Annotated in this window: 12 protein-coding genes; 2 read left to right on the forward strand and 10 right to left on the reverse strand. The window is 31.4% G+C overall.

The annotated features are described in order from the left end of the window. Positions 1-4 precede the first annotated feature (4 nt). Together P344_RS06370 and era are read right to left on the reverse strand one after the other, a co-directional pair. Positions 5-292 carry a recombination protein O N-terminal domain-containing protein gene (locus P344_RS06370; protein WP_334198876.1) on the reverse strand — a complete coding sequence of 96 codons (288 nt, stop codon included), beginning with the start codon at positions 290-292 and terminating at the stop codon, positions 5-7. Then, complete coding sequence (era, locus tag P344_RS03900) at positions 273-1,169, reverse strand: GTPase Era (RefSeq protein WP_025317575.1); 897 nt, start codon at positions 1,167-1,169, stop codon at positions 273-275. The genes P344_RS06370 and era overlap by 20 nt, the downstream gene beginning before the upstream one ends. 299 nt (positions 1,170-1,468) lie before the next feature. On the opposite strand from era, the gene P344_RS06800 reads away from it, so the two are divergent. Further along, entirely contained in the window at positions 1,469-1,612 is a 144-nt protein-coding gene (locus P344_RS06800) for a polysaccharide deacetylase family protein (RefSeq protein ID WP_156028568.1), read from the forward strand. Next, the gene (locus P344_RS03905) at positions 1,572-2,114 is read left to right on the forward strand and encodes a hypothetical protein (protein ID WP_051413779.1); all 543 of its coding nucleotides are present in this window, start codon (positions 1,572-1,574) and stop codon (positions 2,112-2,114) included. Before P344_RS06800 ends, P344_RS03905 begins: the two co-directional genes overlap by 41 nt. Before the next feature lie 381 nt (positions 2,115-2,495). Here P344_RS03905 and P344_RS03910 read toward each other — a convergent pair whose 3' ends face one another. The 8 genes from P344_RS03910 to pyrH all read right to left on the reverse strand — a co-directional run bounded on the left by P344_RS03910 (position 2,496) and on the right by pyrH (position 13,398). Further along, a complete protein-coding gene (locus P344_RS03910; RefSeq protein ID WP_025317576.1) occupies positions 2,496-6,869 on the reverse strand; it encodes a PolC-type DNA polymerase III in 4,374 nt (1,457 codons plus the stop codon). Positions 6,870-6,901: 32 nt separating this feature from the next. Further along, complete coding sequence (locus P344_RS03915; protein ID WP_025317577.1) at positions 6,902-8,221, reverse strand: site-2 protease family protein; 1,320 nt, start codon at positions 8,219-8,221, stop codon at positions 6,902-6,904. Between the two features lie 36 nt (positions 8,222-8,257). Then, positions 8,258-9,403 carry a 1-deoxy-D-xylulose-5-phosphate reductoisomerase gene (gene dxr, locus P344_RS03920; protein WP_025317578.1) on the reverse strand — a complete coding sequence of 382 codons (1,146 nt, stop codon included), beginning with the start codon at positions 9,401-9,403 and terminating at the stop codon, positions 8,258-8,260. Next, the gene (locus P344_RS03925; RefSeq protein ID WP_025317579.1) at positions 9,403-10,485 is read right to left on the reverse strand and encodes a phosphatidate cytidylyltransferase; all 1,083 of its coding nucleotides are present in this window, start codon (positions 10,483-10,485) and stop codon (positions 9,403-9,405) included. The genes dxr and P344_RS03925 overlap by 1 nt, the downstream gene beginning before the upstream one ends. Next, positions 10,478-11,200: a polyprenyl diphosphate synthase gene (gene uppS / locus P344_RS03930; protein WP_047797227.1), complete on the reverse strand. Its 723-nt coding sequence runs from the start codon at positions 11,198-11,200 to the stop codon at positions 10,478-10,480. Before uppS ends, P344_RS03925 begins: the two co-directional genes overlap by 8 nt. A 73-nt stretch (positions 11,201-11,273) precedes the next feature. Continuing rightward, positions 11,274-12,014, reverse strand: a complete 741-nt coding sequence (locus P344_RS03935; protein ID WP_025317581.1) for a glycerol-3-phosphate acyltransferase — start codon at positions 12,012-12,014, stop codon at positions 11,274-11,276. A 108-nt stretch (positions 12,015-12,122) separates the two neighbouring features. Continuing rightward, a complete protein-coding gene (frr, locus tag P344_RS03940; RefSeq protein ID WP_025317582.1) occupies positions 12,123-12,671 on the reverse strand; it encodes a ribosome recycling factor in 549 nt (182 codons plus the stop codon). A 4-nt stretch (positions 12,672-12,675) separates the two neighbouring features. Next, entirely contained in the window at positions 12,676-13,398 is a 723-nt protein-coding gene (gene pyrH / locus P344_RS03945) for a UMP kinase (protein ID WP_025317583.1), read from the reverse strand. Positions 13,399-13,431: the final 33 nt, after the last annotated feature.

Raw genomic sequence — 13,431 nt, forward strand, 5'->3', positions numbered from 1 at the left:
ATAATTATTGGCTTAGGAATAAGCGGGATGTTAATAAATTTCCAGTTTTTAACTTACTTAATTTATCATCATGATAAGTTAAGAATAATTCAAATTCTAATTCACAAAATAATTGTAAAGAATATTTATATTTTGAACTATTTTTTTTACTCATGGTGCATAAAAGGAGGTCTTGCCATATGCTAATGAAAAAAATGGTAATAATTTGGTCAAAATCATGATAATAACGCATATTAATGACAATGCCAACAGTTTGACCTAACCATTCGGAACTAATAACTTTCTTTGTTATACCCTAATTTGGCAATCATTGATGCTTTTTCACGCCATTTTTCCACCACTTTCACAAATAATTCTAAAAAGATCTTGGTATTTAAAATTTGTTCTAACTCTAAACGGGCTTTGGTTCCAATTTCTTTAATCATTTTACCTTGTTTACCAATAATAATCCCCTTTTGGGAAGTTCTTTCAACACAAATTGATGCCATAATTTTTAATAAATTATCTTGTTCTTCAAACTGATCAATTAGGATAGCAACACTGTGGGGAATTTCTTCTTCGGTTAATAACAAAATCTTTTCACGAATAATTTCTCTTATTAAGAATTTTTCGGGCTGGTCCGTTAAAACATCATCGGGATAATATTGAGGTCCTAGTTGTAAATTAGATTTAATTAAGGCTAATAATTGGGTAATGTTTTCATTTTGTAGACTAGAAATCGGAATTACTTCATGAAATTTAGCTAACTTATTTCATTCTGTAATTTTAAGAACCAACTCATCTTTTTTAACCAAATCTGATTTAGTAATAACTAAAATTATTGGAACATTGCGTTCTTGAATTGCTTTTAAAATAAAGTGGTCATTATCACCAATTCTTTTATTGGCAGGAGTTAAAAATAAAATAACATCGGTGGATTTGGTTGATGATAAAGCAACTTTATTCATAAATTTTCCCATTTCATGTTTTGCTTTATGAACCCCGGGGGTGTCCATAAAAACAATTTGACTTTCATTGTCATTATAAATCCCTTGAATCCGGTTTCTTGTTGTTTGCGCTTTCGGGGTAACAATCGCAACTTTATTATGTAAGATGGTATTTAATAAAGTTGATTTTCCAACATTCGGACGACCAACAATCGCTACAAAACCTGATTTAATTTCTTTCATTTTATCACTTCCAGTTTCTTTACATTAATTATATCTTAGTTAACAATAATTTGAGGATTTAATGGGACATCTTTTTTATAAAATTAATATTAAATAATCAATTATTATTGAAAAATCATATATAATACTTTCACAAAGAAAAAACGAGAGGAAAATTCGATGAAAGTAAAAATTAAAATCTTACTACTTTTAACTATTAGTGCTTTAACAATATTTATCTAATTTTAAATATTTTAGTTAACACTCATAAAATATATAATTACAAGGTAAACCGGATTAATATTAAGCAAAAAGTAGTAATGTTAACCTTTAATGATGGTCCCAAAGCAAGTGCTGAGAATGCAATTCTCGATATTTTAGAAAAAAAAGTTAGTGGAATGTTTTTTCAAATTGGGGGTAATATTGACCAGCGTCTTTATAATAAAGACCCCCAACATTGCTAATAAATATTTAGCCCTCCAACGAAGAATTTTAACGAGGCCAAGTTATTCGTGGATTGGCAGTCATACATATTTCCATCTTAATTATCTTAACCCCCAAAAAATAGCGGCCCAAGAGCTAAACCATACTCACAAGTTATTACAAAAAATTTATCAAAATATTTTAAAGATAACAATTACCCCCGACCTGGGCCCCACACGGTTTGCATATTTACAATATTTTAATGGACTGGATTATATCGGACAAAAAACTAACAATAAATATTTCATTCGGGGCTATTTAGGAACTGATTATAATGAAGAATGCGCCGGAAAAAATAAAATCTTACATGAATATTTGTCCCATCTCCGTCCAGGTCAAATTTTTGTTTGCCATACTCGCAACTATGCAAAAATATTGATCCCAGAATTAATTCGAATTTTAAAAAATAAGGGTTATCAATTTGCTTCCTTTAATCCGTATAGTCCGCATTACTACCAAAAATATGGAAAATTGGTAAACTAATGATTATTTCAAATTGAGAAATTTTATATACCACTTTAATATTTTTGATCTTTATTTTAATTACTAGTTTAAATAGTTATTTGCTTTATCTTTTAATTAAAAATAAGCAACTAAAAAATTCACTTTTGAAGTTTATTGTTTAGCATCTTGATGAGCGAAATTCTCATTTTGCCGGCTATCATCTTTAAAATAGTTTCCTTTACTATTTTTACTAGTTCTTAACAATTAGAAGTAACAACTACTAATTGATTAACTTTTTGTAGCTTAGTTATTAGTTTGTTATCTGTTCTAATAATTCCAAAGCAAAATGTTAAACGAAAGCAAACTAATAAGCATAAACTAAAAAGTACTTTCCAATAATTTTAGAAGTATTTTTTATTTTTAAAAATTAAATGTTATTTGATCATCCTCAGAGAGATGATTTAAGATACCTAATTCTTCAAAAGCTTGCATATGTGCTTTGGTAATATTAGTTCGTTTTTGTAAATCATTAATTGAAATAAATTGTTTAGTATTCCGTGCCGAGACAATGCTTTCCCCGACTGCTTCACCCAAACCATCAATCGCCGCAAACGGTGGTAAAATTATTTTTTCACCATTTTCAACAATAACTTTGAAATTCTTTACATCACTAGTTTGTAAATCAATATTTTTCATTTTAATTCCGCGCGCATACATTTCTAACACAACTTCATAAACTGGAATTAAATCTTTTTCTTTTTGCGAAGGTTTATTAAGCATAGTAAAGTCTTTTAATTCTAAGCGATTTTGAATATCACGTAAAACATTTTTGATAGTAGCTTTCCCTTTTAATATTGTTTTAATGTCAAACACATCAGTCCGGGTTGAAAAATATGTGGCATAATATTCAACTGGGTAATTAATTTTAAACCAGGCAATTCTTCATGCCATTAAAACATAAGCAGTGGCATGCGCTTTGGGGAACATATATTTAATTTTATTACATGAATCAATATATCATTGTTCAACATTATGTTCTTTCATTAGCGCAACATGCTCAGGAGTTAACCCCCGCCCCTTGCGGACATCTTCCATAATTTTAAAAGCACTTTTGGCGGACAACCCTTTATAAATTAAGTTAACCATAATGTCATCCCGACAGCCAATAACTTGGGAAATTGTAATATTATGGTTTTTAATTAAATCTTGGGCATTTCCAATTCACACATCAGTTCCGTGCGATAACCCCGATACTTGCACTAAATCGGCAAACGATGATGGTTTAGTGTCTAATAACATCTTACGAACAAAACCAGTCCCAAATTCTGGAATTCCAATCGCCCCCGTTTTTTCATTATTAATATCTTCAGGGGTAATTTTTAAACTATCTAAATTTTGAAAGAGACTTAACACCGCATGGTCATTTGTCGGAATTGTTTTAGGATCAACCCCAGTTAAGTCTTGTAACATTTTTAAAACAGTGGGGTCAACATGCCCTAAAATATCAAGTTTTAACACATTATCATGAATAGCATGGAAATCAAAGTGGGTAGTTAGTCAACTAGATGTCGTATCATCAGCTGGAAAGTTAACCGGCGTAAAAGCTTCTACTTGGTATTCGTTTGGAATAACAACAATTCCCCCAGGGTGTTGGCCGGTGGTTCTTTTAACCCCTTCACAAGCTTTAGTAATTCGTTCAATTTCACTTTTTCGTTTTAAATGCAGAATATTTTTAGCTTCAAAATAACCCCGAACATAACCAAACGCGGTTTTCTGGGCCACTGTAGAAATTGTTCCGGCACGATAAACACTGCGTTCCCCAAACATTTCTTTGGTAAAATCATGGGCCACTGGTTGGTATTCTCCGGAAAAGTTTAAATCAATATCAGGAACCTTGTCTGCTTCAAAACCAAGGAATGTTTCAAACGGAATATCATGACCTTCTCCGTACATAATAATTTGACATTGGGGACATGGTTTATCAACTAAGTCATAACCACACCGCACACTTCCATCCGTAATAAATTCACTATAACGACAGTTTGCACAAATATAATGGGGCTGTAAGGGGTTAACTTCGGTAATCGCACTCATTGTAGCAACAAAACTACTTCCCACGCTTCCCCGTGATCCAACTAAATAACCATCGCGTAATGATTTATCAACTAGTTTATGAGCAATTCAATAAATAACACCAAACCCACGTTTAATAATTACGGTTAATTCACTTTCTAAGCGATCAGCAACAATTTTTGGCAACGGGTTACCATATTTTTTATAAGCATTTTTATAACATAATTCTTTTAATAACTGATCACTTCCCTCAATTGATGGAATGTATAACTTATCTTTAATAATTTGAACTTTTTCAATTTGATCAGCAATCTTATTAGTATTTTCAACCACAATTTCATATGCTAGTTTCTCATCATTTAAGAAATTAAATTCCGCAAGCATTTCATTGGTTGTTCGTAAAAATTGCTCAGGATACTCGCTAATCCGATTTTTATAGTCAAATAAGGGGTGCGGTTTTCCCCCAATTCCTTTTGAATGAATATAAACTTCCCGGAATATTTTGTCTTCGGGGTTTAAATAGTGCACATCCCCTGTCGCAACCACTAGTTTATTTAATTTTTTAGCAATATGAATAATATTACTAATGACGGTTAATAATCGTTCTTGGGTTAAATCTCCTAGTTGTACTAAGTGTTTATAAACACTTGGTGGTTGGACTTCAATATAATCATAAAAGGCCATTGCTTCTTCTAATTCTTCATTCGATTTATTCCGTGCTAATTCAAAAATTTCCCCATTCACACAAGAAGAACCAATTAATAAATTTTCGCGGTGTTGATTAATGACACTTTTTAATAATTTTGGTGAAGAATAAAAGTAATCAGTATGTGATTTGGTAACTAAGGTAAACAAATCTAAAATTCCAGGCTGGTTTTTTGCTAAAATAGTTAAATGTTTAGCCCGCATTTTTTGATAAACTTGGTTATTATGAATTTTATTTAAGTCTTCATCAACTTCAACATTAAATTTGTTAATCATTTTACGAAGTTGGTGCTCATAAATATCAACTAAGACAATAGCATCATAATCCGCGCGGTGCGCAACTTCCTCATTATAAATAACATTATACCGGCGGGCAATACTTCCTAACCTATAATTTTTTAGCCCGCTTTCTAAAGCCCGGGATAATTGCAAGGTATCAATTATTGTATTATTAATTTTTGGATGCCCTGCTTTTTGAATTCAAGACTGAATAAAACCAATATCAAACTCAGCATTATGGGCCACTAAAATTGCATCTTGAAAATAACCTAAAATCTTATCTACTGACTCTAAGAAAGTTGGTTTATCTTGTAACATATCATCGGTAATTCCGGTTAGTTCGGTCGTAAACGAAGATAATTTTATACTTGGTTTAAACAGGTGGTTAACGGTTTCTCGTTCACCACTAATCCCATCCATAATGACTGCACCAAATTCAATAATCTCATCGTATTCATTACTTAACCCCGTTGTTTCCAAGTCAAAAATAACATATTTTGCTGTTCACAAATTATGCTGTTGCGGGTTTTTAACATACCAAACTACATCATCTAAAACATCCGCCTCTAACCCATAAATAACTTTCAGGTCCGGATATTTCAAACTAGTGTTATAAACCTCGGGGAAAACTTGAATGTTTAAGTGATCAGTAATAGCAATTGCTTGGTGGTTTCATTTTGATAATAATTTAAACAAATCAGGAACATTCACAACCCCATCCATCGTACTCATTTTGGTATGGGTATGAAGCTCAACACGTTTAACCGGAGCGTTATCCAAGCGTGTAATTTCTTCTTTTTCAATCTTAATAATTTTTTTTGAAAAAATAACCTGCTCACTTGCATAAGTATCATAACGAATATCACCATAAACACTGATTCAATTATTAATATTAAGAGCTTCTAAATTTTCATCCGGATTTTCATCCCGAGTAAAATACTTAATTGAAATTGAATCACTGCCATCAGTAATTGTTAAAACATAAATAAATTTTTTGGTAGTTGTAGCGATACGATCCTTCGCAAAGATTTTCCCATGGATAATAACATTTGGTTCATCATGGTCAATGTCTTTAATATTATTATAAGTGGGAACTTCTAAATTAACTTTGCCATAAAAATTTCGTGGTTTTGTTCAATTATTATTACTGTCTTTTTTAATGTCCGTCGGTAAAACTTGGGGTTGTTCGCTTAACTGGCGATGAACATTTTCTCTAATTTTATCAATCTCTTCTTGGTTAATGGCTAAAATATCATTTTCAACCACTTCGACTTTGACAGTTAAAGTTAAATCTTTAAAACCATAGCGACGTAAATGGTTTTGGTAATATAAACAATGTTCATTAACTAATTTACGTTCACTTTCCGAAGTAACACGAACAATTAAATTATTATCATCTAACTGAAAACTATCAGCACTTAGTTTATTAAAATAACTTTGTTTAACTTCCGATTTATGGGTACGAATATACTCAATATATTCAAAAATATTACTAATATTATAATTTAAATTATTAATTTCTAACGCGATTTTAGTGGGTATTTTTTTATTGTGTCGTAATGTTGATTCCACATGTGCTAAAATATTAATTGGTAGTAACTCATTAACAGCAATAACAATCCAAAAAATACTATCAGTAGTACTATATTCACTTTTAACTACTTTGGCATCTTGAAAATAAGCATTATCAACTTCTAAATCATTAGCAATAAAGAGTTTAATTAATTGTTGATCCATCGTATTCCTCTCCTTGTTATTAAATTAAGATTTTAAAAAAAGACATCTTTAATGGTAATTCCAATAAATAACCCAATAAATAATACTGCCCCCGCGACATTAATAACTATCTTTCATTTATATGGTAATTGTCAATTCCCAATTGGTTCTTCCTTAATTGCTTTTATTTTATCACTATCATCGCGATATTTTAATAGTAAAATTCGTTGTCGAATCCGGAAGTAACCATTTCCTAATGATTTAATAATTGTTTCTAAAAATTTGAAACCGTCTAACGGTGGGATTGGAATTAAGTTTAAAACAAATAAGTTCGCAGATAAAATCGCCACATACATAAAGAATGGCTCTGGTCCTTGGGATACAATTGTCGACATTGTTTTTGCAATTCCCACTGGCCCTGATAATTGCTGTCACTGACCAGTAAATAACAACCCAAATGATTTTAAAATAGTCACTGATTCACTAAAGGTTTCTGTTCATCCAGCACCATAGGCTTGCGCTGCTGATTGATAGATACGATTAGGTGGGGCAATTCCCACCACATAAGTATTATTTCCTTGTTTTAGGGAAACAGCTTTTGTTAAATTACCACCTTCTGCTTGATATTTATAAACCTCATGATATTTATTAACTAATACATAATTAAGTAAAATTAAATCATCATGTTTTTTATTATTATCATACTGGTTTTTTAAATAATCTAAAAAACTATAAACCGTTGTGTAATAATTAGGAATATTAGTAACGGTTCCAATATCAACCCGGGTAACATTGGGGCTATCTTTTCCGGTAGTTTTATATTCTTGAGCAGCTGCTATTAACTTAGTTTCATCTGGTCCTAGCCAATAATTTAAAATAACCATTTCCTGACTAACTACAGGTTCTGCTTTACTTAATGCATTATACAATGGTTCATTAACATCATAGTGGGCGCCTCAATAAGTCATGTCATTGATTTTCATTCCGGTTGCGGCAAACATGGTTGTAAAAATAAAAACAGCAATGAAAAAATTCATTAATGCTCCAGCAACAATAAAAATTAAGCACTTTCACCGTGTAATATTTTCTATTTTACGGGCTTTAGGAACAACTTCATCTTCTCTTTCCTTAGGAGGATCAGTTAATTCACTGGCAATATAAACATAACCACCAAAGGGAAAAATTCGAATTGAATATTTAGTTTTTTTCTTACCCCATGAAATAATTTTAGGACCAAAACCAATTGCAAATTCATAAACATATGCTCCGGCTAATTTTGCCACAATAAAATGAGCAAATTCATGAATTGTTACTAAGATTAATAATATTAAGATTCCTAAAAACAATCCTAAAATAATCATTCCTGCTGACATTTATTCACCCATTTCCAATTTGTCTAAACGCTTCTGTTAATAAGATTTTTCAAAAAAATTATTAACTTCCCTTTTAATAATATCATTTAATTCTTTAATTTCTTGATAATTTGTGAGATTTCGGGGTTGATGATGCTGCATAAAATATTCAACATACGGAACAATCTCGTAAAACCGAATTTTTTTAGCAATGAATAATGCTCGTAAAGCTTCATTTGCAGCATTCATGACAACCGCCAAGGAGTTTGGATGGGTTAGGCATTGGTAAGCTAATTTAATTGCTAACCACCGGTTAACATCCGCTGGTTGAAAAGTTAATGTTAAATTACTAAAATCAAGGGGTTGAAAAGTAACTTGACTCTTACGAATTGGATAATATAAAAAATAACTAATAACCTGTTCCATATTAGGAACTGATAGTTGGGCAATAATCGAATAGTCATCATACTGTACGGCAGAATGAACAATTGATTGAGGATGAATTAAAACTTCAATGTTCTTGGTTTTAAATAAATGGTAAACTTCGAGAATTTCTAATGCTTTATTCATCATACTCGAAGAATCAATTGTAATATTGGCTCCCATTTTTCAAGTGGGATGAGAAAAGGCCGAGGTATCATCAATCGTTGCTAATTCCGCTAACGAAAGATGGGCAAACATTCCCCCAGAAGCAGTTAAGAGAATTTTATTAATGTGATTATTTGCTTCGAGACATTGAAAAATTGCACAGTGTTCCGAATCAACAGGGTACAGCGCACAATTATTGTTAGTAATTAATTGGTTAATCAAATACCCAGCTAAAACTAAGGATTCTTTATTAGCTAATAATAACTGACGGTTTTTAGTGTGCAAACTAGCTAATGTCGGGTATAACCCACCAAACCCAGAAATGGCATTCACCACCAGTGCTTGGGGATAACTTGCTAAGATTTGATCAAAACCAGTATCATTAGTCAAAAATTCAAGCTGCGGATATTGTTTTTGTAACTGGTTGATCTTTGTGGTTGGTAAAACTCAAACTTGTTTAATGCTTGGAAAACTCTTAATTATTGCTGTAAGGTTCTTGAAATTGTGGCCAACCCCAACAGCGACCAGGGAAAAATCCTGAGGGTTATTTTTTAAAATTTTTAGCGTTTGACTTCCAATATTTCCACTAGCACCAAAAAGAATAATTTCACGCATTATTTCATTAAAATTGCACTAATAATAAACATAACAACAAACACTAGTGAAAATGAATCAAGACGATCTAGCACACCCCCGTGCCCAGGTAGTAAATTACTAAAATCTTTAATATTATATTTTCGTTTAATTCATGAAAATGACAAATCACCTAATTGCGATAAAATTGATAAAATAATTGCTAATAACACATAGATAATATAGCGCATTGTATTTTTACTATTATCATTCGAAAAGAAATCAAACACTCATTTGCCATCCGCTTGGTCAGTAAATTTAAACATTAAAATTGCATATGCAATCACAATCGCACTAGCCACTAGGATCCCAGTGATCGCTCCCTCTCAAGTTTTATTAGGTGAAACATTTGGGGCTAACTTATATTTCCCATAACTAACACCTCCGACAAAAGCAAAAGTATCGGTTAAAATAATAATTAAAGCTAGTCATAAGACACTACTTCATCCAAAATTAGGATTTAGCATAAATTTTGTCATTGCTTTAAAAGCAAAAATCATATAAATACTAAAGGCAAAAGTAATAAACATTTTCCCAAAGGTAATATCTTTCCCCCTCAATATTAATACCATGTAAACTAGAAAAACAAACAAGTAAATCACAAAAATTAATCAATTTTGTAATCATCCTCAATTAGCATAAGTATAAAAAGGAAAATTAATTGGCGCATACCCTTCGTTTACCCTTTCCACCGGTAAAATATATAAGAATATAATTAACAGGTAAGTAATAATTTGGGTATAAATTGGTCACTTATCACCTCCATTTAATTTTAAAATTTCATAGTTAACTAAACACAAAATTAAACAATTTAAAATAATAAAAACAGAATTAGCAACATCAATATGGGTCATTGCTCGCCACTCGGTAGTAATTGCTCCGGTAAACATATATAACACTAAAAAACATAATAGCACACCAAAAGTAATATAGCGTTGGCGATATTTTTTTTGAAACATTAAGTGTTTCTGGTTTGGTGCTGGTGTTTTATTGTCAACCGCTGGTTGATTATCACTTGCTGGTGGTTGATTATTATCTGGTGTTTTTGGTTTAATATTATTCATTAAGCTTAATTCCCCCAAATCTTCTATCTCTATTATTATAATCTATTATTGCTTCAATTAAAGCATTTCCGTCAAAATCTGGTCAATATTTTTTTGTAAAATAAAACTCAGCATAATAATTTTGGAGTAATAAAAAATTACTTAACCGTTGCTCGCCCCCAGTACGGATTAGTAAATCAACGGGGGGAAGATCTTTAGTATATAAATGGTTGAAAATAATTTTTTCAGTAATGGTATTAATGCTCGGATCGTTTTTAATGGCAGTAACCGCCTGAGTAATTTCTTCTAAGGAACCATAATCAAAGGCAAAGGTTAACACCAATCCCGTATTACTTTTACTGTCATTAATTGCTTTTAAAAAAGCGTTAGCTGTCGCGGCAGGAACTTTTGTTCGCCTTCCAATTCAATTTAATCTAATATTTTCATTGTGAAATTTTTTAACTTGCTCATGATTTAATAACCGTTTGGGCATTGCCATTAAATAATTAACTTCCGCTAAATTTCGTTTTCAATTTTCAGTTGAAAAACAATAAATTGTTAAATATTTAACCCCAATTTCATTGGCTTTTAATGCTACATCTTTAATCCGACGAGCGCCTTCTTCATGACCTTTAGTGCGGCTTAATCCCTGTAATGTGGCTCACCGGCCATTACCATCAAGAATAATAGCAATATGTTGTGGAATCTTATTAATAATATCATTCCTCTTTTCTAAATTTTACTTATCAAAATTATACTATATATTTTCGGGGAACTTCGTACTTTTTCAAAAGAAAAACATTAAATAATTATTTAATATTTAATAAATTATGCATTTGTTTTTGTTTTACTTTACTTTTTGAATAGGTCACAATCCCAATTAATAAAGCGGCCAAGTCTAAACAAACATTAATTAAAATAAAATTATCCCAGTAACCAGTGTCATTATATTGATGAAAATGGTTAAACCACACTACTTTGCTAGTCATCATTACATGGTAGTCGCCACTAACAGTTGTGATCATACTAATTCATGGTAACCAACAAACTAGGGCAATTGTTAGCATACTAAGTCCCGAAGAAAAAGTTACTCGTTTGGTTAGGGGGTAGATAATTCATCATAACCCCACACAAATAATAAAATAAAACGGATTAATCATCAATAAAAATCCTAAGAAGCAAGCAACTCCTTTGCCCCCTTTAAAACGGTGGTAAACCGGAAAACAATGGCCCAAAATTGTAAACATCGTTGGAACATAATAACTCGTTTGACCCAGGTTAAAACTTATTCCGGGAATTGCAACACAACTAATTCCAAAAGTAATGAACATCACAATAATAGTTTTAATCCCATCAAGAAAAACAACTAGTAATCCCCACTTTTTCCCTAAGGTAATTGTAACATTTGTGGCCCCTGGATTCCCCGTGTTAACTTTTTGAATATAAACCTTATGAAAATATTTTGCAATTAAAATACTAAAATTAATTGATCCTAATAAATAACCAATAATAATGGCAATTATTGTTCCTAAAATTCCATAAACATTCATTGTACTTCCCTCTAATAAATTATTCTAGTATTAATTTTAATATTTTTTCAGTTAAAAGAAAAGAGCTTATTGTAAACTACCCGCGTAAAAATAAAGAAAAGTATATTGCTATACTTCCATTAATTCTTTTTCTTTAGTTTTCCCTTTTTCATCAATTATTTTAATATAATTATCAGTTAATTTTTGGATTTCTGCTTCATAGTATTTTTTATCATCTTCTGATAAATCACTACTTTTTTTAATGTAGTCATTCGCATCACGGCGTTCATTACGAATTGTCACTTTGAAATGTTCAGCTTCTTTTCACATCTCTTTCACTAAAACTTTCCGACGATCTTCTGTTAACGGGGGGATGTTTAAGCGAACTAAGTCTCCTTCGGCAATTGGAGCTAACCCTAAATCTGATTTATTAATGGCCCCGACGATCACACTAACTAATGACTTATCATATGGTTTAATAACTAATTGGCGAGCTTCAAGTACCATAATATTGGCAGTTTGTTGAATTGGGGTTAGGGTTCCGTAATAATCAATCATAATATGTGCTAACATGTTAGGATTAGCTCTTCCCGTTCTAATTTTAATTAATTCATTTTCAAAACTATTAATTACTTTATCCATTTTGGACTTGCTTGTTTCCACAATTTGGTTTGTCATTTCTTTACTTTCCTCCTGTAACTAATGTTGAACGAGCACTACCATGTGCTGCTTTATAAATATTATTTGGTTCATTAATATCAAAGACAACAATATCAAGTTGGTCTTCCATTGCTAAACTACTAGCGGTTAAATCCATTACCTTTAATTGTTTGTTTTGTAATTCATTTAAGCTAATATTTTCAAAACGAATGGCATCTTTATGCGTTTTTGGATCCTTATCGTAAATACCATCAACCCCATTTTTAGCCATTAATAAAACATCGGCTTCAATTTCAATTGCTCTAATTGTGGCTGCTGTATCAGTTGTAAATTTGGGTTGGCCAGTTCCCCCCGCCATAATCACAATAAATCCTTTTTCTAATTGTGATTTTGCCTTTTTAAATAAATATGGGGAAGAAACTTCGGGAACTTGAATTTTGGACATAACAACAACTTGGTTACTGCCTTCGTATTTTAACACCGATTCTAATGCTAAGGCATTCATCACCGTTGCTAACATTCCCATATAATCTGCGCTAATCGGATCCATTTTAATTGTTTCAGCCCGATTACCACGCCAAATATTACCCCCACCAACAACAATTGCAATTTCTAAGCCTTCTTTTTGCAAAGCAACAATTTGTTTAGCAATTTCATGTAGTTTTTGCGGATCATATGGTTCTTGATGATCTCCTAAAGCTTCACCAGATAACTTTAATAAAACTCTTTTATATTTTAAATCCATAATCTTAATAAGTTCCTTTCCAAAAAATATCTT

Origin of the sequence: Spiroplasma mirum ATCC 29335 (assembly GCF_000565195.1) — a bacterium.
In the GTDB taxonomy this organism is placed as follows: Bacteria; Bacillota_I; Bacilli_A; order Mycoplasmatales; family Mycoplasmataceae; genus Spiroplasma; species Spiroplasma mirum.